The organism is Microbacterium sp. 8M (assembly GCF_902506375.1).
In the GTDB taxonomy this organism is placed as follows: Bacteria; Actinomycetota; Actinomycetes; order Actinomycetales; family Microbacteriaceae; genus Microbacterium.
This window is the reverse complement of record NZ_LR733284.1, coordinates 2,720,088-2,740,868: the sequence shown is the minus strand read 5'-3', so window position 1 is coordinate 2,740,868 and position 20,781 is coordinate 2,720,088. Positions and strand designations below refer to the sequence as shown.

The 20,781-nt window shown below is 72.6% G+C and carries 17 protein-coding genes; 11 read left to right on the top strand and 6 right to left on the bottom strand.

Going from position 1 to position 20,781, the window contains the following annotated elements; all coding sequences use genetic code 11:
- Positions 1 to 289 precede the first annotated feature (289 nt).
- Both mfd and AERO9AM_RS13055 read left to right on the top strand, forming a co-directional pair.
- The gene (gene mfd / locus AERO9AM_RS13060; RefSeq protein WP_201298638.1) at positions 290 to 3,868 is read left to right on the top strand and encodes a transcription-repair coupling factor; all 3,579 of its coding nucleotides are present in this window, start codon (positions 290 to 292) and stop codon (positions 3,866 to 3,868) included.
- Entirely contained in the window at positions 3,865 to 4,635 is a 771-nt protein-coding gene (locus tag AERO9AM_RS13055; protein WP_236602616.1) for an NUDIX hydrolase, read from the top strand. Before mfd ends, AERO9AM_RS13055 begins: the two co-directional genes overlap by 4 nt.
- A 9-nt stretch (positions 4,636 to 4,644) precedes the next feature.
- Here the strand turns inward: AERO9AM_RS13055 and AERO9AM_RS13050 are convergent, their stop codons facing one another.
- Together AERO9AM_RS13050 and AERO9AM_RS13045 are read right to left on the bottom strand one after the other, a co-directional pair.
- Positions 4,645 to 4,791: a hypothetical protein gene (locus AERO9AM_RS13050; protein WP_236602615.1), complete on the bottom strand. Its 147-nt coding sequence runs from the start codon at positions 4,789 to 4,791 to the stop codon at positions 4,645 to 4,647.
- Between the two features lie 21 nt (positions 4,792 to 4,812).
- Positions 4,813 to 5,718 (bottom strand): SDR family oxidoreductase, encoded by a 906-nt coding sequence (locus tag AERO9AM_RS13045; RefSeq protein ID WP_236602614.1) that lies wholly within the window; start codon positions 5,716 to 5,718, stop codon positions 4,813 to 4,815.
- A gap of 206 nt (positions 5,719 to 5,924) precedes the next feature.
- Here AERO9AM_RS13045 and AERO9AM_RS13040 point away from each other — a divergent pair, with 206 nt between their 5' ends.
- The 3 genes from AERO9AM_RS13040 to AERO9AM_RS13030 are packed head-to-tail and all read left to right on the top strand — an operon-like array spanning position 5,925 to position 9,755.
- Positions 5,925 to 6,083, top strand: coding sequence for a hypothetical protein (locus tag AERO9AM_RS13040; protein ID WP_201298637.1), 159 nt, complete (start codon positions 5,925 to 5,927; stop codon positions 6,081 to 6,083).
- A gap of 43 nt (positions 6,084 to 6,126) precedes the next feature.
- Positions 6,127 to 6,723, top strand: a complete 597-nt coding sequence (locus AERO9AM_RS13035) for a gamma carbonic anhydrase family protein (RefSeq protein WP_159576523.1) — start codon at positions 6,127 to 6,129, stop codon at positions 6,721 to 6,723.
- A gap of 53 nt (positions 6,724 to 6,776) precedes the next feature.
- Positions 6,777 to 9,755 (top strand): aminotransferase, encoded by a 2,979-nt coding sequence (locus tag AERO9AM_RS13030; RefSeq protein WP_159576522.1) that lies wholly within the window; start codon positions 6,777 to 6,779, stop codon positions 9,753 to 9,755.
- Between the two features lie 92 nt (positions 9,756 to 9,847).
- Here the strand turns inward: AERO9AM_RS13030 and AERO9AM_RS13025 are convergent, their stop codons facing one another.
- Entirely contained in the window at positions 9,848 to 12,451 is a 2,604-nt protein-coding gene (locus AERO9AM_RS13025; protein WP_236602708.1) for a phosphoenolpyruvate carboxylase, read from the bottom strand.
- 178 nt (positions 12,452 to 12,629) lie between these two features.
- Here AERO9AM_RS13025 and AERO9AM_RS13020 point away from each other — a divergent pair, with 178 nt between their 5' ends.
- From AERO9AM_RS13020 to AERO9AM_RS13005, 4 genes are all read left to right on the top strand, one after another.
- The gene (locus AERO9AM_RS13020) at positions 12,630 to 13,856 is read left to right on the top strand and encodes a Na+/H+ antiporter NhaA (protein WP_159576520.1); all 1,227 of its coding nucleotides are present in this window, start codon (positions 12,630 to 12,632) and stop codon (positions 13,854 to 13,856) included.
- Positions 13,846 to 14,571: a MazG family protein gene (locus tag AERO9AM_RS13015; protein ID WP_201298636.1), complete on the top strand. Its 726-nt coding sequence runs from the start codon at positions 13,846 to 13,848 to the stop codon at positions 14,569 to 14,571. Before AERO9AM_RS13020 ends, AERO9AM_RS13015 begins: the two co-directional genes overlap by 11 nt.
- A gap of 48 nt (positions 14,572 to 14,619) precedes the next feature.
- Positions 14,620 to 15,888: a histidine--tRNA ligase gene (locus tag AERO9AM_RS13010; protein WP_236602707.1), complete on the top strand. Its 1,269-nt coding sequence runs from the start codon at positions 14,620 to 14,622 to the stop codon at positions 15,886 to 15,888.
- 84 nt (positions 15,889 to 15,972) lie between these two features.
- Positions 15,973 to 16,857: an SGNH/GDSL hydrolase family protein gene (locus AERO9AM_RS13005; RefSeq protein ID WP_159576517.1), complete on the top strand. Its 885-nt coding sequence runs from the start codon at positions 15,973 to 15,975 to the stop codon at positions 16,855 to 16,857.
- Between the two features lie 77 nt (positions 16,858 to 16,934).
- Here the strand turns inward: AERO9AM_RS13005 and AERO9AM_RS13000 are convergent, their stop codons facing one another.
- Positions 16,935 to 17,474, bottom strand: coding sequence for a VOC family protein (locus AERO9AM_RS13000; RefSeq protein WP_159576516.1), 540 nt, complete (start codon positions 17,472 to 17,474; stop codon positions 16,935 to 16,937).
- A 229-nt stretch (positions 17,475 to 17,703) separates the two neighbouring features.
- Between AERO9AM_RS13000 and AERO9AM_RS12995 the strand changes: the two genes are divergently transcribed.
- Positions 17,704 to 18,507 carry a helix-turn-helix domain-containing protein gene (locus AERO9AM_RS12995; RefSeq protein ID WP_159576515.1) on the top strand — a complete coding sequence of 268 codons (804 nt, stop codon included), beginning with the start codon at positions 17,704 to 17,706 and terminating at the stop codon, positions 18,505 to 18,507.
- Here the strand turns inward: AERO9AM_RS12995 and AERO9AM_RS12990 are convergent.
- A complete protein-coding gene (locus AERO9AM_RS12990) occupies positions 18,461 to 19,729 on the bottom strand; it encodes an APC family permease (RefSeq protein ID WP_159576514.1) in 1,269 nt (422 codons plus the stop codon). The two genes, AERO9AM_RS12995 and AERO9AM_RS12990, sit on opposite strands and share 47 nt — an antisense overlap.
- 52 nt (positions 19,730 to 19,781) lie before the next feature.
- Complete coding sequence (locus AERO9AM_RS12985; RefSeq protein ID WP_159576513.1) at positions 19,782 to 20,252, bottom strand: DUF4442 domain-containing protein; 471 nt, start codon at positions 20,250 to 20,252, stop codon at positions 19,782 to 19,784.
- Between the two features lie 158 nt (positions 20,253 to 20,410).
- Here AERO9AM_RS12985 and AERO9AM_RS12980 point away from each other — a divergent pair, with 158 nt between their 5' ends.
- A complete protein-coding gene (locus AERO9AM_RS12980; protein ID WP_159576512.1) occupies positions 20,411 to 20,770 on the top strand; it encodes a GntR family transcriptional regulator in 360 nt (119 codons plus the stop codon).
- The last annotated feature ends 11 nt before the right edge of the window (positions 20,771 to 20,781 follow it).

The following is a 20,781-nucleotide window of genomic DNA, read 5'->3' as shown; positions in this document are numbered from 1 at the left end:
TGGGACCCCTACCGCGACTGGCACCGACCCCGCACCCGCACCGGCGACCCCGAGAGGATCCACCGAGACCTCACCCACGCCGGAACACCACCCGGATGACTCGCGGCGTCGGCCGCCTCAGCCCCTGATGCCTGCGCTCGTTCGAACGGCTCTGCATGGTCATCGCCCGGTTCGAGGTTGCGGCATCGGTGCCGGAGACGTCACGGGTCGCGTCTCCAGCGCTCAACGCCGGAGAGCCGGACCCAGAACGCGGGCATCCAGTGTCGGCGGAGCCACGTAGACTTTCTCGGTGACTGTGCAGGGTATCGTGCGCGCGCTGGAAGAAGAGGCGTCGGGCTTCCGCGACGCCCTGACCTGGGCGCAGACCGACGCCGACCTGCTCGCGAGCATCGGGATGGATGCGCCGATGCTCGCCGGCCTCCTCGAGCGTCGTGCCGCCGGCGGCAAGCCCGCAGCGCTGCTGGTGGTCGCTCCGACCGGTCGGCGTGCGGAGTCCCTGGCCGCGGCGCTGGGGTCCTACCTCTCGGGTGCCGAGATCCTGGCCTTCCCCGCGTGGGAGACGCTCCCGCATGAGCGCTTGAGCCCGAGCCCCGACACGGTCGGCCGTCGCCTCGAGGTTCTGCGCCGTATGCGTCTCTGGTCGGGGGAGCGCCCGCTCGTCGTCGTCGCGTCGGTGCGCGCCGCACTGCAGCCCGTGGCGGCAGGACTCGGCGACGTCGAGCCGCTCGAGCTCACCGTCGGCGGGCGCGGCTACGACCTCGACGGCGTGGCGGCCGCGCTCGTCGAGCGCGCCTACTCCCGCGTGGACATGGTCTCGCGTCGCGGCGAGTTCGCGGTGCGCGGCGGCATCCTCGACGTCTTCCCGCCCACGGCGGAGCATCCCTCCCGCGTCGAGTTCTTCGGCGACGAGATCGACCAGATCCGCCTCTTCTCCGTGGCCGACCAGCGCTCGCTGCCCGGCGAGGTGCGCAGCGTGGCGCTGCCGGCGAGCCGCGAGCTGCTGCTCACCGCCGAGGTGCGCGAGCGCGCCGGGGCGCTCGTCGACGCGTTCCCCGGCATCGCGGGCATGCTCCAGAAGATGGCGGAGGGCATCCCCGTCGAAGGCATGGAGTCGCTCCTGCCCGTGGTGGCCGGACCGGTGGTGCCCCTCGCCGACTACCTTCCCGAGGGGGCCGCGGTCGCGCTCGTCGACCCGGAACGCAGCGGCGCCCGCGCGGCGAGCCTCGGCGAGACGAACCGGGAGTTCCTCGAGGCGGCGTGGAGTGCGGCCACTGCGGGGGCGTCCGCCCCGATCGACCTGCAGACCGGCGACTTCCTCTCCGTCGCCGAGCTGCGGACGGCGGTGCACGACCGCGGCGGCGTGTGGTGGCGGCTGAGTGCGTTCGACGCGGGCTCCGATGACGCCGCCTTCGAACAGGGCGCCGACGGTGTGAGCGCCGCACCCATCCCGTCCTTCCACGGCAACGTCGACGGTGCGATCGAGTTCACCGCGGGCCGGGTCTCGGACGGGTGGCGCGTGGTGCTGGTGTCGTCGGGCGCAGGCCTCGTCGACCGCGCCCGCGACGTGCTCGCCGACCGCGGCATCGCCGCGCGCGTCGTCGAGACGCTGCCCGACGTCCCGGACGCCGGCGTCGCGACGCTCGTCACCGGCACGATCGAGTCCGGCTTCCAGATCGCGAGCGCCAGGATCGCGGTCGTCACCGAGAACGAGTTCTACGGTCGCACCATCGGCGGCGACACCCGCGTCGTGAAGAAGCTCGCCTCCCGGCGCAAGAACGTCGTGGATCCGATGCAGCTCAAGGCGGGCGACTACGTCGTGCACCAGACGCACGGCATCGCGCGGTTCGTCGAGATGACCCAGCGCGAGGTCTCATCGGGCGGCCGAAACGCGGTGAAGACGACGCGCGACTACCTGGTGCTGGAGTACGCGCCGTCGAAGCGCGGTTACCCCGGCGACAAGCTGTACGTGCCGACCGATCAGCTCGACCTGCTGTCGAAGTACGTCGGCGGCGAGGCGCCCACGCTCTCGAAGATGGGCGGCAGCGACTGGGCCGCCGCAAAGGGCAAGGCCCGCAAGGCGGTGCGCGACATCGCCGTCGAGCTCGTGAAGCTGTACTCGGCGCGCATGGCCGCCAAGGGGCATGCCTTCGGCCCCGACACCCCCTGGCAGCGCGAGCTCGAGGAGGCGTTCCCGTTCGCGGAGACCCCCGACCAGCTGCAGACGATCGACGAGATCAAGGCCGACATGGAGCGGCCGATCCCGATGGACCGCCTGCTGTCCGGCGACGTCGGCTTCGGCAAGACCGAGGTCGCGGTGCGCGCCGCGTTCAAGGCCATCCAGGACGGCAAGCAGGTCGCGATGCTCGTTCCGACGACCCTCCTCGTCAAGCAGCACCTGGAGACGTTCACCGAGCGCTTCGCCGGCTTCCCGGTCAAGGTGCGTCCGCTCTCGCGCTTCCAGACGGACAAGGAGGCACGCCTCGTCCGCGAGGGCCTGCTGGAAGGCTCCGTCGACATGGTGATCGGCACGCACCGGATCCTCACCGATCAGGTGATGTTCAAGGACCTGGGCCTCATGATCATCGACGAGGAGCAGCGCTTCGGCGTCGAGCACAAGGATGCGCTGAAGAAGCTGAAGACGAACGTCGACATCCTCGCGATGAGCGCGACGCCGATCCCGCGCACGCTGGAGATGGCGGTGACCGGGATCCGGGAGATGTCCACACTGCAGACGCCTCCAGAGGACCGGCACCCGATCCTCTCGTTCGTGGGCCCGAAGAGCGACAAGCAGGTGGCCGCGGCGATCCGCCGCGAGATCCTCCGCGAGGGGCAGGTCTTCTACGTGCACAACCGGGTGCAGTCGATCCAGCGCGTAGCCGCAGAGCTGGCCGAGCTGGTGCCCGAAGCGCGGATCGCGGTGGCGCACGGCAAGATGGGCGAGCACCAGCTGGAGCAGGTGGTGGACGACTTCTGGGAGCGCAAGTACGACGTGCTCGTCTCGACCACCATCATCGAGACGGGCCTGGACATCTCGAACGCGAACACCATCATCATCGACCGCGCGGACCGCTACGGCCTCAGTCAGCTGCACCAGCTGCGCGGGCGTGTCGGCCGCGGCCGGGAGCGCGCCTACGCCTACTTCCTCTATGACGACAGCAAGCCGCTCAGCGAGACGGCCGCCGACCGACTGCAGACCATCGCGATCAACAACGATCTCGGATCCGGCATGCAGGTCGCACTCAAGGATCTCGAGCTGCGCGGCGCCGGCAACCTCCTCGGCGCCGAGCAGGCCGGGCACATCGCGGGGGTCGGCTTCGACCTGTACCTGCGCATGATCGGCGAAGCCGTGGCGACGTTCCGGGGCGAGGAGACCGAGACCGGCGCGGAGCTGCGCCTCGAGCTTCCCGTCGATGCCCGCATCCCCGACTCGTACATCGACAGCGAGCGTCTGCGCCTGGAGGCCTACCAGAAGCTGTCCAGCGCGGCCACCGCGACCGCGCCGGCCGACGCGATCGACCACGTCGTCGAGGAGCTCACCGACCGCTACGGCACTCCGCCGGCCGAGGTCGAGGGACTCATCGCGATCGCCCGGCTGCGCCGCCGCGCGGCTCGCGCCGGGCTCACCGACGTCGTCGCGATGGGCTCGAACCTGCGTGTCGCACCGGCCCGCCTGGAGGACTCCATGAAGGTGCGGCTGCAGCGGCTGTACCCGCAGGCCAAGCTCGTCGGCGGGGGAGAGGCGCTCGTTGTGCCGATGCCGGGCGCCGACCGGGCGGATCCCGTCGAGTGGACCGGCCAGCTGCTCACCGCGCTGTTCCTTGAATCGGCGCCCGCCGAGGCGCCCGTCGCCGCGGGAGCGGCGTCGTGAACGCCGACTCCGTCGTGCGCTCGCGGGGCGGGCGGGCCCTGTCGGCGGCCGAGGGGCGTGCCCTCGCGGAGCAGCTGATGCAGAGCCGGCGACCGCGTCCGGAGGCACCTGCGGCGGTGCGCCCGGAGGCGGCCGCCGCGGCGGCGTCGGATCACATCCCGCCGCGGACGGAGGCGCCCGAGCCCGTGCGCCGCTCCCGGGTGCGTCCCGCTCCCAGCGCGGATCCGCGCTGGCGCTGGATCTCCACGCGCGAGACGCACCGCGGGAGGGTGCGCATCGACGTGGACGAGGTTCAGCTGCCCACGGGAGAGCGGACCACGTTCGAGGTCGATCGCAGCGTGCCGTTCACCGTCGCGACCCTCGTGCAGCAGGGATCCGATCTGCTGCTGGCACGGCAGTACCGCTACCCGGTCGATCGCTGGATCCTCGACCTCCCGGGCGGCGGGGGCGAGTTCGGCGAGGTGCCCGAGCAGGCGGCGCGCCGCGAGCTCGAGGAGGAGCTCGGTGTCATCGCGACCACGCTGATCCCGCTGCACACGTACTTCGCCAACCCCGGGCGCAGCGTGTGGGCGACGCATCTCTTCTTCGCACCCGGCGTCCGGGAGGGTCGTGCCCTCGTCGACCCGAGCGAGCGGGTCCAGCCCGTGCGGATGCCGCTCGCCGAACTCGACCGGCTGCTCGTCGAGGGTGAGGTCACGGATCCTGCGCTGCTCATCGCCCGCACGATGGCCGCGGCCAAGGGCCTGCTCCCGCCCGTCGGTGCCTGAACAGCGGAGTCAGCGCCAGAGCCAGCACAACGCATCGGGCAGGAGCACGCCGCCGTGGTTGGGATGGTGACCTCCATCTCCGACGACGAGACGGAAGTCGTACCCTCGACGTGCAAGCGCGGCTGCCGTTTCCAGCGACTCGGCGAACCAGTTCATCTCCGATTCGTTCCGAGGTCATCACAACGAGAATCCGCCGTCCGTGGTGAGCACTTGCCCCACGACCCACGAGCCGGCATTGCTGCACAGCCACGCGATCAGCCGCGCGGGATCATCGATGCGGCCCACCCGTCCGAACGGGGTGGTCGGCAGCCAGGCGAGGTAGTCGGTGAGGTCGCGGTCGGTTGTCTCCGGATCGAGGTAGCCCGTGTTCACCGGACCGGGATTCACGGTGTTCAGCACGAGACCGACCTCGAGCAGTTCGGCGGCGACGGTGCGCGTAATGCCGGCGAGCGCTGCCTTGCTCGTGGCGTAGGCGACCTCGCCGCGCATCGCGCCGTGCCCCTGGCCAGAGGTCATCCAGATCACGTGACCCGTCGGCGCCGGGAAGGGGCCGAGGCTTCCGCCGCGGTCGCCGGGCCGGGCTGCCACCGCCTCACCGCCTCCCAGGTCGCGTCTGCGGCGCCGTGCGAATCCCGCCGTGAGCAGCAGCGAGGCGCGCGCGTTGGCCTTCCAGTGCGCGTCCAGTCGGTCTGCTGTCATGTCGTAGATGCTTCCGTCGCCGCCACTCATGGCCTGATTGCAGACGAGGATGTCCAGGCGCCCGGTGAGCGCGGACGCGGCGTCCAACAGAGGCTCGATCGCGTCGGGGTCCCGCAGGTCCGCCGAGAGGTCTCCGAGACGAGCGCCGTGAGCCTGTGCCGCCCGGACGCCTGCGCGCACGGCGTCGAGGTCGTCGGCGCCCGTCTGCTGGGCGAGATCGTGTGGACGGTAATGGTGCAGGAACAGATCGGCGCCGAGCGCGGCGAGCGCCGTCGCGATGCCGTAGCCGATTCCGCGACGACGTGAGACGCCGGTGACCAGTGCGGTCCTGCCGGCCAGCGGGAGCGGCTCGGCGTGTGACAGGGAAGAGGGAGAGGAGGACACGGCGATGACTTTCGATCGGAGGGAAGCAGCGACACCCGTGCGAGGACGGAAGCGAGGCGGCGGGGAAGGATCCGGTCATCGGCATTGCATGTTGCCACACTGGCAGACCCTGAGAGGTCAGGGCAAGAGCGCCCCGACTTCTAGCGCACCGGGCCCGGCACGTCAACGGGGTGGCCGGTGTTCCTCGAGCGCGGGAGAGTCATCGCATGTGGACACTCCTGATCATCCTGCTCATCGTCTGGCTCGGGCTCTCGATCCTCGGCTTCGTCGTCAAGGGACTGGTCTGGCTGGCCGTGCTCGGGATCGTGCTGTTCCTCGCGACCCTCGTGTTCGGCCTGATCCGGGGCAACCGCAGCCGCACCTGAGCAACCGCCGCCGGAGCTGAGCAACCGCCGCTAGTCTGGCGGCATGATGTACGAGCACCTCGGGGCTCGGCCCCGTATCCACGACACGGCCGTCGTGGCTCCGTCCGCCGTGATCTCCGGCGACGTGACGATCGGCCCGAACTGCCAGGTGCTGCACGGCGCCGTGATCACGGCCGAGGGCGGTCCGATCACCCTCGGCGAGCACGTGATCGTGATGGAGAACGCGCTCATCCGCGCCACCGCCGCCAACCCCGTGCATATCGGCGACCACGTACTGGTGGGCCCGATGGCGAGCATCTCCGGCGCCACGATCGCGGATGAGGTGTTCCTGGCGACCGGCACCAGGATCTTCAACGGCGCCGTGATCGGCGAGCGCAGCGAGGTGCGCATCAACGCGGTCGTGCACCTGCGCACCACACTGCCGCCCGAGACCGTGGTGCCGATCGGCTGGGTCGCGGTGGGGGCGCCCGTGCGGATCCTGTCGCCCGAGCGCCACGAGGAGATCTGGGAGGCGCAGCACGAGCTCGACTTCCCCGGCTACGTGTTCGGTGTGGACCGCTCGACGCCCGATCTCATGGTGCAGCTCACCGAGCGCTACGCGCGATCGCTCGCCCGGCACTCCGACGACCACGCACTCTGAGCGACCACGGGTCGCCCTCCACCGCTCTCCTCCGCTCGAACGAAGGGACTGCTGTGCCCGAACAGCCCACTGGGGGTCTCGTGCGCCCCGATGTCACCGTGTCCGACGCCGTCGCCATCGCCCGCGAGCACTGGGGCGTCGCCGTCACGGCGTCAGAGCTCGGCAGCAACCAGGACCGCAACTTCCTGCTCACCGAGGCGGATGGCGCCCGCAGCGTGCTCCGGGTCGACAACCCGGTCTTCGGTGACAGCGCCCGCGACGCGCAGCATGCGGCGCTCGACGCGTACCGGTCGGCCGGTGTCACCGTGCCTGCCGCGCTGCCGGGCCTCGACGGCGCCCTCACGCAGCGCTGGCGCGGTCTCTCCGTGCGGCGCAGCGCCTTCGCCCACGGCGAGCCGATGGTCGACGCGGGCTACTTCGCGCCCGTGGTGCTGAGGGAGTTCGGATCGCTCGCGGCTGCCTCGGTGAACGCGCTCGCCGCGCTGGATCATCCCGGGCTCGACCGCCCGCACATGTGGGACATGCGGGTGGCCGCGGACGAGGCCCGGCGCCTGCTGCCCTCGATCGCGGAGCCGGCGCTGCAGGACCGCGTCTCCGCGGCGATCGCCGAGGCGGAGTCGCTGCTGCAGCGCGTCGCGGCGGATCTGCCCGTGCAGCCGATCCACGGCGACCTCACCGACGACAACGTCATGGGCGAGCGCGGGGCGGACACGCGGCTGCACCCGCGCACGGTGCTCGACCTGGGCGACCTGGCACTCGGGTGGCGGGTCGCGGAGCTCGCCGTATGCGCGTCGTCGATGCTGCACCATGAGCCCGAGCGGCCGTGGCGCGTACTCGACACGATCGCGGCGTTCCACGCCGATGCGCCGCTCAGTGACGCCGAGGCGCGGGCCGTCTGGCCGCTGATCGTGCTGCGCGCGGCCCTGCTCGTGGCGAGCGGCTGGCGCCAGCTCGAGATCGACGGCGGCAACGACTACGCGCGCGAGCGCATCGCCGGAGAGCAGGCGATCTTCGACGCCGCCACGGCCGTGCCTCTCGTCGAGGCCGTGGAGCTCGTCCTGGACCGGCTCGGTGTCGCCGCTCCCTCCCCGGTTTCGGCGCCGGTGCTGGATGGATCCCGGCTCGCGTCGTTGCTGCCCGGCCTCGAGGGCGAGGTCGCGATCCTGGATCCCGGAGTGGAGGCCGAGGACCTTGCTTCCGGTGCCTGGCTCGCACCCGACGCGGAGGACGCGCTCGTCCGTGCCGCGTTTGATGGCGGCGCAGCGGCGGCCGTCATGCCCTATGGCGTCTTCCGGCTCACGCGTACGCGCATCGACAGCCCCGAAGCGGCGGCGACCTGGCCGGTCGGCACGGTGATCCACCTTCCCGCGGGCGGCCGGCTGCCGATCACCGCACCGATCGCCGGGCGGGTCGGTGCGTCCGCATCGGGCGCGGTGCGGATCGCGCTCGACGACGGCTGGGTCTGCGAGCTCCGCGGCGCGGACACCGCTCCTGCCGCCGGCACCGCGGTCCAGGCGGGGCAGGAGATCGGCACGATCCCGGCCAGTGCGACGGCCCGCACCCTCGTCGTCTCGATCCTCCGCGCGGACGTCTCGCCGCCGTCGACGCCCGCCGTCGACGCCGCGTTCGTGGTCCCGGACCTCGTCCCCGCGTGGCGCCGGCTCAGCGCGGACCCGGCACCCTGGCTCGGCTTGCCCTCCGTCGCCCAGCAGGACGAGGCGCCCGCCGAGCTGGCCCGCCGGGAGCGGATCTTCGCCCGTGCGCAGGAGCGCTACTACGAGCGGCCGCCGCAGATCGAGCGCGGCTGGCGGCATCACCTCGTCGACACCACGGGCCGCGCGTACATCGACATGGTCAACAACGTCACGGGTCTCGGCCACGGGCACCCCGGCATCGCCGACGCCGTGAACCGGCAGATCCGGATCCTGAACACCAACTCGCGGTTCCTGTACCGCGAGCTCGCCGAGTACAGCGAGCGGCTGCTCGCGCTGCTGCCGGACGAGGCACGCCGTGCGGGCGCCGACCGGGACGCCCTCGACACGGTGCTTCTCGTCAACAGCGGATCCGAGGCCGTGGATCTCGCGCTGCGGCTCGCCCAGGCGGCGACGGCGCGCAGGACCGTCGTGTCGCTGCGGGAGGCCTACCACGGCTGGACCATGGCCAGCGATGCCGTGACCACGAGCGCCTACGACAACCCGGATGCGCTCGCCACGCGGCCGGACTGGGTGCATGTCGCCGACGTGCCGAACCGGTTCCGCGGCACGTATCGGGGCGAGGACACGGGCGCGAGGTACGCCGCGGATCTGGGCGCGGACCTGGACCGGCTGGCGGGGGAGGGCCGGCCCGCGGCGGGGTTCATCTGCGAGTCGGTGCTCGGCAACGCCGGTGGCGTGCTGCTGCCGGACGGGTACCTTGCGGACGCCTATACGAGGGTGCGCGCCGCGGGCGGACTGTGCATCGCCGACGAGGTGCAGGTGGGGTTCGGGCGGATGGGATCCACGTTCTGGGGCTTCGAGCAGTCCGGCGTCGTCCCGGACATCATCACGATCGCCAAGCCGATGGGCAACGGATTCCCCATCGGCGGCGTCATCACCTCGCAGCGGGTCGCCGACGCGCTCGCCACGCAGGGGCAGTTCTTCTCGTCCGCCGGCGGCAACCCGCTCAGCTGCCGCGTCGGCATCGCCGTGCTCGACGCGATGGTGGAGGAGGGCCTGCAGGAGAACGCCCGCGTCGTGGGCGCACGCCTGGCAGAGGGGTTCCGCGCACTCGCCGAGAAGCACGCGCTGATCGGGCCCGTGCACGGCGAGGGGCTGTACCTCGGCGTGGAGCTCGTGCGCGACCGGCGCAGCATGGAGCCGGCGGCGGCCGAGGCCGCGGCGATCTGCGAGAGGCTGCGAGAGCTCGGCGTCATCGTGCTCACCACGTCGGAGCGCTCGAACGTGCTGAAGGTCAAGCCGCCGCTGTGCCTGACCCCGGCCAGCGCCGACCTGGTTGTGAGCGCGCTGGACCGGGTGCTCACCGAGGGCTGGTGAGACGGTCCGGGCGCCGTGCGAGCAGGCAGGCGCCGGCCCTCGGTGAGAGGACCGGCGCCTGAGTCCGGCCGGAGTCCGGCGGGCGGGCTGGATCAGCCGGTGTTCTGCAGCCCCGCCGCGACGCCGCTGACCGAGAGCAGCAGCAGCCGCTGCAGCTCCGGATCCGGCGCTGGCGCCTGCTCGTCGGCGGCGCGCAGTGCGCGCAGCGCCCGCAGCTGCAGCAGCGACAGGGCGTCGACGTACGGGCTGCGCATCGCGACCGCGCGCTGCAGGATCGGCTTGTTCTCCAGCAGGCGCTCGCCGCCGGTGAGGCGGATCACCCAGGAGCGGGTCAGGTCCATCTCCTCTAGAACGAGGGCGGCCAGGTCGTCGCGGTCGCCGAGCTCGAGGTAGCGGCGGGCGATCCGCGGATCCGTCTTCGCGAGGCTCATCGCGACGTTGTCGACCATCGTGCGCAGCAGCGGCCACTCGCGGTATGCGGTGCGAAGCAGCTCCTCGTCGCCCACGGCCTCCAGTGCGCTGCCGAGTCCGAACCAGCCGGCGAGGTTGATCCGCGCCTGGGTCCAGGCGAACACCCACGGGATCGCCCGCAGGTCCTCGAGCGACTCGACCGAGAGGCCGCGGCGAGCCGGGCGGGATCCGAGGGCGAGCAGGCCGATCTCCTCCATCGGCGTGACCGTGGCGAACCACGGCGCGAAGCCCGGCGCCTTGACGAGCGCGAAGAAGCGCTCCCGCGACGCGCGGTCCATGGTGGCGGCGACGTCGGCGAACCGGGTGGCTGCGGCGCTGTTGCGCTGCTCGACGCCGGGGGAGGAGGCGAGCAGCGTGGCGGCCGTCACCTGGTCGATGTGCCGCATCGCGATCGCCGGCTCGCCGTAGCGGGCGAAGATGACCTCGCCCTGCTCGGTGAGCTTGAAGCGGCCGTCGACCGAGTGCGGCGGCTGGGCCAGGATCGCCGAGTTCGCGGGCCCTCCGCCGCGGCCGAGCGCACCGCCACGGCCGTGGAAGAGGGTCAGCTCGATGCCCTCGCGCTGCGCCCAGGCGGCGATCTCGGCCTGGGCCTCGTAGAGCGCCAGGTTCGCGGCCACCGGGCCGACGTCCTTCGACGAGTCGGAGTAGCCGAGCATGACCTCGAGACGTCGGCCCGTCGCGGCGAGCCGGGCGGCGAACGCGGGATGCTCGACGATCTCCGCGAGGATCCCGGGAGCGGCCTGCAGATCGGCGAACGTCTCGAAGAGTGGGACCACGTCGAGCACGGGCACGTCATCGCCGCAGGCGTATGCGGCGAGCCGGTGGACGTTCGCGAGGTCCTGGGCGGACTGCGTGAACGACACCACGTAGCGCCCCGCCGCGCGCGGCCCGTAGGTGCGCTGGATCTCCCGGATGGTGCGGAAGACCGCGAGCACCTCCTCGGTCTGGGCGCTCACCGTCCCGCCTTCGCCGGATCCGTCCGAGGCCGCCTCGAGCTCGGCGAGAGCCTTCGCGTGCACCTGCGAATGCTGGCGCACCTCCAGCTCGGCGAGGTGGAACCCGTAGGTCTCCACCTGCCAGATGAGGTGCTGCACCCCGCCGAACGCGTGGCGGTGCGCGCCCGCCGCGTCGAGCGAGGACTGCACGACGCGCAGATCCGCGAGCAGCTGCTCGGGGTCGGTGTAGCCGCCCTCCTCGCCGCGCCGGGTGGCGCCCACACGGTGTGCGAGCAGCAGCAGGATCCGGCGATGCGGTTCGCCGGGCGAGCGCGTGGCGACCTCGGCCGCCAGGTCGGGATCGGCGGCCTGCAGCGACTCCCAGAGGGCCGTCGCCTCGGCCGACGGGGGCGTGCCCTCGGCGTCGAGCGTGAGGGTGCGGCCGATCCGCTCGATCGCGCGCTCGAGTCCGCGCAGCACGTGGTCGGACGCGATCGCCGCGGCCTCGCGCGTCACCGCGGCGGTCACGAAGGGGTTGCCGTCGCGGTCGCCGCCGACCCAGGTGCCGACGCGCACGAACGCGGGCACGATCGGCGCCGACGAGCCGGACTCCTCGCCGCGGAGGGTGTCGTCGATCCGCCGGTACACGTGCGGGACGGTCGTGAAGAGCGTCTCGTCGAACACGGCCATCACCGTGCGCACCTCGTCGGTGGGCTCGGGCTTCTGAGCGCGCAGCGGCGCGGTGCGCCAGAGCGTGTCGACCTCTTCGAGCATGCGTCGGCGGGCGCGGTGCGCCTCGGGACCGCCCGGGGTGGCCGCATCGTGCTCGCTGAGCAGCTCGGCGAGGCGCCGGATGCTCGAGGAGACCGCGCGACGGCGCGCCTCGGTCGGGTGCGCCGTGAACACGGGGTGGAAGCGCAGACCGCCCAGCCGGCGGCGCGCCTCGTCCTCGCCGACCTCCCGGGTGAGCTGCGCGAAGGCGCCGGCCACGGTGTCGGTCGAGGTGGGGTCGTCGCCGCGCTCGCGCAGCACGCGCACACGCTGGTGCTCCTCGGCGAGGTTCACGAGGTGGAAGTAGGCGGTGAACGCGCGGGCCACCTCGTCGGCCCGCTGCACCGAGAACTCCTCGGCGATGCGGGTCGCGCGGTCGAACGCTTCGGCGGACTCGTCGGTGTAGGCCTCGATCGTGGCCTGGCGCAGGCGCTCGACGTCGTCGAACAGGTCCTCGCCGCCGGATTCGCGCAGCACCTGGCCGAGCAGCGCGCCGAGCATGCGCACGTCCGCGCGCATCGCCTCGGGCAGCTCGCGCCCTGCCTCGAACCGGCCGATGATGCGGATGGCTTCGGTATGGGTCGTGTCGGGGGTCACTCTTCGAGCGTAAACCGGCGCGGCACGGCCGACGAACGCATGACGAACGGGGTCCACGCGGACCCCACGGGTCCCCGCCGCGCGCGATACGGTGGCAGGGATGAGCCGCACGACTCGCCTCCTGAGATCCCCGCAGTTCCCCGCGATCCTGCTGCTCGCGACAGCAGGACTCGGACTGCTGCTGGCGAACCTGCCCACGCACGACGCGATCGCCGGCGTCCTCCACGCACATCTGGGCGTCCCCGGCACGCCGCTGGATCTCTCCGTGTCGCACTGGGTGTCGGACGGGGTGCTCGCGATCTTCTTCTTCGTCGTCGCCCTCGAGCTGCAGTACGAGCTGACCCGCGGCGAGCTGAACAGCGTGCGCGTCGCCGTCCAGCCGGCCATCGCGGCGGCGGGCGGCATCCTCGTGCCCATCGCGCTGTACCTGCTCATCGCGGCTCCTTCGGCAGGGTCAGGGACCGGCGCAGCGGGCGGCTGGCCGATCCCGACCGCGACCGACATCGCCTTCGCCCTCGGCGTGCTGGCCGTCTTCGGACGCGGGCTGCCGTCCGCCGTGCGAGCTTTCCTGCTCGCGCTCGCGATCCTCGACGACATCGTGGGGATCGTGTTCATCGCCGTGCTGTTCGCGCACGGCCTGAACCTGCTGCTGCTCGCGCTCGGCGTCGTCGCCGTGGCCGTGTTCGCCGTGCTCAGCCGCCTGTACCGGCGGGACGGATGGTCCCGTCCCGTGCTCTTGGTCCTGATGGTCGTCGTCGGGATCGTCGCGTGGTGCCTGTTCGCGGCGTCCGGGGTGCACGCGACCATCGCCGGGGTCATGCTCGGGCTGGTGATGGCCCCGCGCGTCGCGGATCCGACTCGGCACACCCTCGAGCCCTGGGTGAACGGGCTCGTGCTGCCGCTGTTCGCGTTCGTGGCCGCGTTCGTCGTGATCCCGCAGGTGCCCGTGAGCGAGCTCTCCCCGGCGTTCTTCGCGATCCTCGTCGCCCTGCCGGTCGGCAAGCTCGTCGGCATCGCGGCGTTCGGCGCGGTCGCCCAGACGATCCGCCCCCGCGGCGCCCCGCCGGCGATCCGCTTCCCCGACCTGCTCGCGGCCGGCGCGCTGGGCGGCATCGGGTTCACGGTCTCGCTGCTGCTGGCCAACCTGGCCTTCGCCGCGGATCCGGCGGTGCGCGATCAGGCGATCCTGGCGGTGCTGCTGGGCTCCGTGATCGCGCTGCTGGTCGCGGCGGTGCTCGTGTCGTGGCGGGCGAAGGCACACCGCGCTCTCGGGGATGCGGAGGAAGATGATCCCCACGAGGCCGAGGAGGGCGGAGATGGACGCTGATGCCGCATCGGGCGCGGATCCGCTCCGCGCGGCCGCCGAGGTCATGCGCCAGGTGCGCGAGCGGTGCGTGTGGTCGCAGGCGATGACGCACCGCGAGCTCGTGCCGTACCTCGTCGAGGAGTCGGCAGAGCTCATCGACGCCGTGGAGCGGGATGACCGGTCCGAGCTCCGCGAGGAACTGGGCGATCTGCTCTGGCAGGTGCTGTTCCACGCGGCGATCGCGGCGCAGGATCCCGACGACCCGTTCGACATCGACGACGTCGCCCGCGCGCTCACCGAGAAGATGACCCGGCGTCACCCTCACGTGTTCGGCGACGCGACCGCGCGCACGCCGGAGGAGGTGCTGGTGCACTGGAACGCGGCGAAGGCCGCCGAGAAGCACGAGCGTCGCAGCGTGCTGGACGGCATCCCTCCGGGCATGCCCGCGCTCGCCCGCGCGCAGAAGATCCTGGGCCGCGCCGCGAAGGCCGGCATCGAGGTCGTCGAGGACCCCGCCGCGCACGCGCACGAGGAGCCGCCGCCGGCCATCGTCGGGCCGACGCCGGCGCCCGCTCTCGAGGCGACGCCGCTCGACGAGGCGCAGCTGGGCGATCGCCTGTTGGAGCTGGTCGCGGAGGCCCGCACCCGCGGCTGGGACGCCGAGCGCGCGCTGCGCGTGCGGATCCGGGCGCTGGAGGCCGAGGTGCGCGCGGCCGAGGGATCCGAGCGGGTCTGACCGACCTGGAAGAATGGAACCGTGGCAACGGTCAATCCTCCGCGCGGGATGCGCGACTTCCTCCCTGCCGACAAGGCGCGTCGTGAGCGTGTGCTCTCCGTCATCCGCGAGCGCTATCGCGCCCATGGTTTCGACGAGATCGAGACGCCCGTCGTCGAGGAGTACGACCGCCTGCACGCCGGGATCGGCGGCGACAACGAGAAGCTGTCGTTCAACATCCTGCGTCGGGGCCTCGACGCCGAGGCGATCAGCGCCGCCGCCGAGGATCCGGCCGCCCTCAGCGACCTCGGCCTGCGGTACGACCTGACCGTGCCGCTCGCTCGGTTCTACGCGACCAACCGCGGTCAGCTGCCGGGCGTGTTCCGCTCGATCCAGATCGGTCCGGTCTGGCGTGCCGAGCGGCCGCAGAAGGGCCGCTACCGCCAGTTCGTGCAGTGCGACATCGACATCATCGGCGACGACTCGGCGCGCGCCGAGGCCGAGCTCATCGTCGCCTCGCTCGACACGATCGACGCGCTCGGGCTCACCGGCGGCATGGTGCGCGTGAACGACCGCCGGGCACTGGACTGGATGCTCGACTCCTTCGGCTTCGCCGAGGAGGAGCGGCCCGGCGTCCTCATCACGATCGACAAGCTCGACAAGATCGGGCCCGACGGCATCGTCGCGGAGCTCCGTGAGCGCGGCGCGACGGCCGCGGCCGTCGACGCGTTCGCGGCATTCCTGCGCCGCCCGCAGACCCTCGAGTACAACCCGTACGGCGAGAGGCAGATCCGCAAGGCGCTGCCGGAGAACGCGCCGGACGAGCTCGTCGCCCACCTCGTGGGGCTGGGCGAGGCGGTCGCCGCGGCCCGTCCGGCCGCCGAGGGGATCGACCCGATCCCGCTGCAGTTCGACCCGTTCCTCGTGCGTGGGATGGGGTATTACACCGGCACCATCATGGAGCTCGCGCACCCCTCCGTGTCGTACTCCCTGGGCGGCGGCGGCCGCTACGACGGCATGATCGGCCGCTTCCTCGGGCAGCAGGTCCCGGCGGTGGGCTTCTCGATCGGCTTCGAGCGCATCGTGGATCTGCTGGAGTCCGCCGACGACGCTGCCGGGCAGGCCGTCGTGCTCGTGCACGACGCCGATGTGCCGGTCGCCGAGCTCGTGGCGCACAAGGCGTCGCTCATCGCGGACGGAGCCCGTGTGCGGCTGGAGCGGCGGACGAAGAACCTCAAGGCGCTGCTGGAGCGCGCCGCAGCCGACGGGTACACGGCGTTCGCCGCCGTGCGCGCCGGCGACGCGGTGGGGACGCTCGAGGCCAAGCCGCTGTCCTGAGGGCGGCCGCTCGCGACGGAGGGCGCCCCGGAATCGTCGCCGCGCGGTCACGCGCCGTTCACCCGGATGCGGTGTGATCGGGGCATGCACGCGCGCGACGCCGATCGGATCCGTTCCGCGTCCCTCGCCTCCGGCGCGGCCGGGCTCGCGATCGCCGGCGCCGTGGTGGCGGTGCGCGTCGCGCTCTCGCGGCAGGCGCGCATCGCGCGGCGACGGATCGGCAAGCCGCTGGGGGAGGACGCCCTCGACGCCGACCGGGTGTGGCGGCCGCGCCTGCCCGGGGAGCCCCTGGACCTCCTGCTCCTCGGCGACTCGCTCGCGGCGGGGCTCGGCGCCCAGCGGCGCAAGGACACCCTCGGCGGGCGGCTCGCCAAGGGGCTGGCCCGACGCATCCATCGGCCGGTGCGCCTGCGCACGGCAGCGATCGTCGGATCCGAGTCGACCGACCTCGACACGCAGCTCGCCGCGCTCGAGGCGGACTACCTGCCGCACGTCGCCGTCGTGGTTGTCGGCGGCAACGACGTGACGCATCGGATCCCGCTCTCGCTCTCGGTGCAGCACCTCGAGGACGCGATCGGGTGGCTGCATGCGCTCGGGGCGGGCGTCGTGGTCGGCACGTGCCCCGACCTCGGAGCGCTCCGGCCCGTGCCGCAGCCGCTGCGGTCGATCGCCTCGCGGATGTCGCGCCGGCTGGCCGCGGCCCAGGCGCAGGCGGCGATCGAGCACGGTGCCACGGCGGTGGATCTGCGCAGGGCCGTCGGCACGATGTTCTTCGACGAGCCCGAGGAGATGTTCAGCCTGGACCGGTTCCACCCGAGCGCGCTCGGCTACCGCCGCACCGCGGAGGCGCTTCTTCCCGCGGTGACGGCGGCGGCTGAGGAGGCGCTCGCCCAGGACGGGCGCGCTACGGCCGGCCGTGCGACGGCCCCGGCGACGGCGGAGCGTGCGCTGCGCGCTGCGGCGCGCTGACCCCGCCATTGCGGCGCGCGCTCTGCGGCGCGCTGCTCTGCGGCTCCCGGGCTCTGCGGCGCTCGGCTCGGCGGCGCTCAGCTCTGCGGGGCGCTGAACGACGCGGCCCACTCGGCCACGCGCGCGGCGCTCTCCTGCTCCGAGAGGTCCTCCACGCGGGTCATGATCGACCAGCGCACGCCGAACGGATCCCGGATGCTCGCGTAGCGGTCGCCCGACACGAACGTCGACGGCGCCTCGCGCACGGTGGCGCCCGCGGCGACCGCCCGCGCGACGACCGCATCGACGTCGGGCACGTAGAGACCCATCGAGTAGCAGTCGGCATCGCCCGCCGGGGCCGCGATCAGTCCATATTCCGGGTTGGGGTCGCCCAGCTGCAGCACGCCCAGGCCGAAGTCGAGGTCGGCGTGGGCGACCACGCCGCCGAACTCGGTGACGTCGACGACGCGGGCGCCGAAGATGTCGCGGTAGAACTCGATCGCACGGCGGGAGTCGGGGATCGCCAGGAACGGGGTGAGGGAGGTCGCCGAGTTCGGGCGGCCGTTCGTGGTGTACCGGCCGGTCACGCCCGTGGTCCCCGCGGCCGAGGGGTTCGTGGTGGTGGTGTCTTCGCTCATGCCTCCGACGGTAGGCGTGCGCACGGCCGGGTCGCTTGCAGATTCACGCCAGATGTCCGTGCGCGGTGCCGAGGGGGGCGGGTGGGGCGCGTCCGTGTCGTTCAGGTCGCAATTTCGGTCCCAAGTCCCGGATCTTGGCGCAGAAAGTGCGACCTGAGCGAAGGTTGCGGCCGAATCGGGTGGCCTGACGATCTTCTGCGGTGTCCGCGCCGCCCTCTACGCTCGAGGGATGGTCGACCCCACGCGCGGCGTGCTCTATCCGGCGCGCCTGCCGCAGTTCCACCGCCTGCCGCCGACCTCCGACGCCGCGGACCTCGTGGAGTGGTGCTGGATCCCGGAGTGGGACATCGAGCCCGGTCGCTCCTCGCGCCAGGAGCTCGTCTCGTACCCGGCGCTGAACCTCGTGGTCGAGTCGGACGCCGTGGAGGAGCCGCGCGTGGTGCTGTCCGGCGCCACCACGCGCGCGACCTCGCGCGACCTGAGCGGCCGCGGATGGGCCGTCGGCGCGCTGCTCAGGCCGGCGGCCGTCGCGGCCCTCACAGAGGCGCCCAGCGCCCTGCTCGACCGGGTCGAGCCGTTCCTCGCGCCGGGGCTGCCCGAGGCGGTGGCTCGGGCCATGGCGTCGGGAGAGGGTCACCGCGAGCGCGCCGTCGCCGTGCTGTGCGCGTGGCTGCGGAGCCGGGTCGGCGAGGTCGCCGCGCCCGCGCGGCACGCCAACGCGATGGCGCAGCTGCTGATGTCCGACCCGTCCGTGCGCACGCCGGAGCAGGCCGCGGCCCGCCTGGCCGTCTCCGTGCGCACCCTGCAGCGGATGGCGCACCGTCATGTCGGCCTCTCGCCGGCCGCGATCATCCGCCGGCGCCGGCTGCAGGAAGCGGCGGAGCGGATCCGCACGGATCCGCAGGCAGAGCTGGCGGGTGTCGCGGTGGAGCTCGGCTATGCCGACCAGGCGCACCTGGCGAACGACTTCCGCGCGGTGCTGGGCTTCACGCCTTCGTCGTACCGCTCCGCCGCCGATCCCGGGCGATCCTGATCGACCGGAGGGCGACGCCCACGGCGACCACTCCGGTCCCGATCAGCACGGAACCCAGCGGGAGCGTCGCGACGAGGAGGATGCAGCCGAATGCGCCGATGACGGGCAGCGGCCTCGGCCACCACCGAGTCCGCCGCTCGCGCGCCGCCGCCCGGTCGCGGGCCAGCGCGCTCACGTTGGCGACGAAGTAGTACAGCAGCACCCCGAACGAGGAGAACCCGATCGCGCCGCGCAGATCAGCGACGGCCACGACCACGATCACGACAAGCCCGGCCGCGAGCTGCGCACGCCGGGGCACGTGGTGTCGCGGATCGATCCCGGCCAGCGCCGACGGCAGGTCGCGCTCCCGCGCCATCGCCAGCGACGTGCGCCCGATCCCCGACAGCAGGGCCAGCAGCGCCCCGGTCGCGGCAGCGGCGGCGGCGACCCGGACGGCTGGAGTGGCGGAGGTCCAGCCGGCCGCTTCGACGACGCCGACCAGGGGCGCGGAGGAACCCGCGGCCGCCCCGCCGAGCGTCAGCGCGACCGCACCGCCGACGAGCGCGTAGATCACCAGCACGGCGGCCAGGGCGAGCACGACGGCTCGCGGGATGGTGCGCGCGGGGTCGCGCACCTCCTCGCCCATGGTCGCGATGCGCGCATATCCCGCGAACGCGAAGAAGAGCAGCCCCGCGGCCTGGAGCACACCGTACCCGGTGCCGCCCGGCAGCGGTGCGGGGGAGGCCGCCGGCAGGGCCGCGCCCGCCGCGGCGAGCACGACGACGAGGCCCAGCAGCGTGACCGCGACCAGCGCCTGGGTGAGGCGGGCGGTGCGGGTCACTCCGAAGCAGGTGACCGCGGTGAGCAGCGCCACCACGCCGATCGCGACGGGCTTCTGCCACGCGAGGGGTGCGACGTAGGCGGCGACCGTCATCGCCATCGCGGCGCAGCTCGCGAGCTTGCCGATCACGAAGCACCAGCCGGCGACGAAGCCCCACCACGGCCCGAGCTCCGCGCGCCCGTACGCGTAGGCGCCGCCCGAGACCGGGTGCGCGGCGGCGAGCCGGGCGGACGAGGTCGCATTGCAGTAGGCCACGATGCCGGCGATGACCAGGGCGATGAGCAGGCCGGATCCGGCGGTGCCGATCGCCGGGCCCCACACGGTGAAGACGCCGGCGCCGATCATGGATCCGAGGCCGATTGCGACGGCGTCGGCGAGGGTCAGGCGGCGGGCGAGAGGCATGCCTCCATCATCCGGGATCGGCGGGGCCGTCCGGGATCCGCGGAGCGCTCGATCATGCCTTGGCGGCCGTGACCCGCTTCTTCTCGCGGACGTAGACCTCGCGGCGCACCCGCGCCACCACGTCGCCCGAGCGGTCCGTGATCTCCGTCTCGAACCATTCCAGCACCTTGGCGCCGCCCTCGGCGCGGGCACGGATGGCGGCGACCCGTTCCTTCGGCACTTCGAACCGCGCCGTGAGCACGCCGCGCCCCGGCTTGAGGAACTCGATCTCGCCACGGGTGTCCCACACGACGTAGTCGCGACCGAGCTGGTGCATGACCAGCATGAAGAAGTACGGATCCGTCATGGCCTGCATGGATCCGCCGAACGCCGTCTTCACGTAGTTGCGGGTGAAGAGGTTGACGTGCAGCTCGACCGTCGCGCGGGTCCAGTCCTCGCTGAAGCCGCGGACCCGGATGCCGCTGAAGAGATTGGGGATCCAGAGACTCATGCCCAGGGCCAGGCGACGGGGTGTCATGCGCATGCTGCCAGTGTCGGTGCGGGGCCGACGAATGGGGAATCGACGGGACCTCTTCCACAAATCGGCCCTGCCGGTGCGGATTCGGTGGGATCCGTCCCACAATTGATCTAGTTGTCCTAGAATAACTGCGTACAAGCGATCACGGTGGCGGGAGGTGCGGAATGCTGATCCGGATCGACGCCGACAGCGCGCGCCCGCTGTTCGAGCAGATCGCGGCATCCGTGCGCGCGGAGGTGCTAGCGGGGCGTCTGCGCCCCGGCGACCGTCTGCCCGCCGCGCGGGAGCTGGCGTCCGCGATCGACGTGAACGTCCACACCGTGCTGCGCGCGTATCAGGAACTCCGCGACGAGGGGCTGGTGGACCTCCGGCGGGGTCGTGGCGCCGTGCTCTCCGCCAGTGCGGCGCCTCTCGCCGAGGTCGCCGATGACATCGCGGAGCTCGTCCGGCGCGGCGCAGCGCTCGGGCTCACCCCGGCGACGCTCGCCGCGCTCGTCGCCGCGCAAGGGGCGGGGGAGCGATGAGTGCCCGGCCC

Bases quoted from the DNA above. Each gene is read 5' to 3' on its own strand.
- AERO9AM_RS13035 (WP_159576523.1), top strand. From the start codon at position 6,127: ATGATGTACGAGCACCTCGGGGCTCGGCCCCGTATCCACGACACGGCC.
- AERO9AM_RS13005 (WP_159576517.1), top strand. From the start codon at position 15,973: ATGCACGCGCGCGACGCCGATCGGATCCGTTCCGCGTCCCTCGCCTCC.
- AERO9AM_RS12995 (WP_159576515.1), top strand. From the start codon at position 17,704: ATGGTCGACCCCACGCGCGGCGTGCTCTATCCGGCGCGCCTGCCGCAG.
- AERO9AM_RS13010 (WP_236602707.1), top strand. From the start codon at position 14,620: ATGCGCGACTTCCTCCCTGCCGACAAGGCGCGTCGTGAGCGTGTGCTC.
- AERO9AM_RS12990 (WP_159576514.1), bottom strand. From the start codon at position 19,729: ATGCCTCTCGCCCGCCGCCTGACCCTCGCCGACGCCGTCGCAATCGGC.
- AERO9AM_RS13050 (WP_236602615.1), bottom strand. From the start codon at position 4,791: ATGAACTGGTTCGCCGAGTCGCTGGAAACGGCAGCCGCGCTTGCACGT.
- AERO9AM_RS12985 (WP_159576513.1), bottom strand. From the start codon at position 20,252: ATGCGCATGACACCCCGTCGCCTGGCCCTGGGCATGAGTCTCTGGATC.
- AERO9AM_RS13025 (WP_236602708.1), bottom strand. From the start codon at position 12,451: ATGCGCGCGGACGTGCGCATGCTCGGCGCGCTGCTCGGCCAGGTGCTG.
- AERO9AM_RS13015 (WP_201298636.1), top strand. From the start codon at position 13,846: ATGGACGCTGATGCCGCATCGGGCGCGGATCCGCTCCGCGCGGCCGCC.
- AERO9AM_RS13020 (WP_159576520.1), top strand. From the start codon at position 12,630: ATGAGCCGCACGACTCGCCTCCTGAGATCCCCGCAGTTCCCCGCGATC.
- AERO9AM_RS13040 (WP_201298637.1), top strand. From the start codon at position 5,925: ATGTGGACACTCCTGATCATCCTGCTCATCGTCTGGCTCGGGCTCTCG.
- AERO9AM_RS12980 (WP_159576512.1), top strand. From the start codon at position 20,411: ATGCTGATCCGGATCGACGCCGACAGCGCGCGCCCGCTGTTCGAGCAG.
- AERO9AM_RS13000 (WP_159576516.1), bottom strand. From the start codon at position 17,474: ATGAGCGAAGACACCACCACCACGAACCCCTCGGCCGCGGGGACCACG.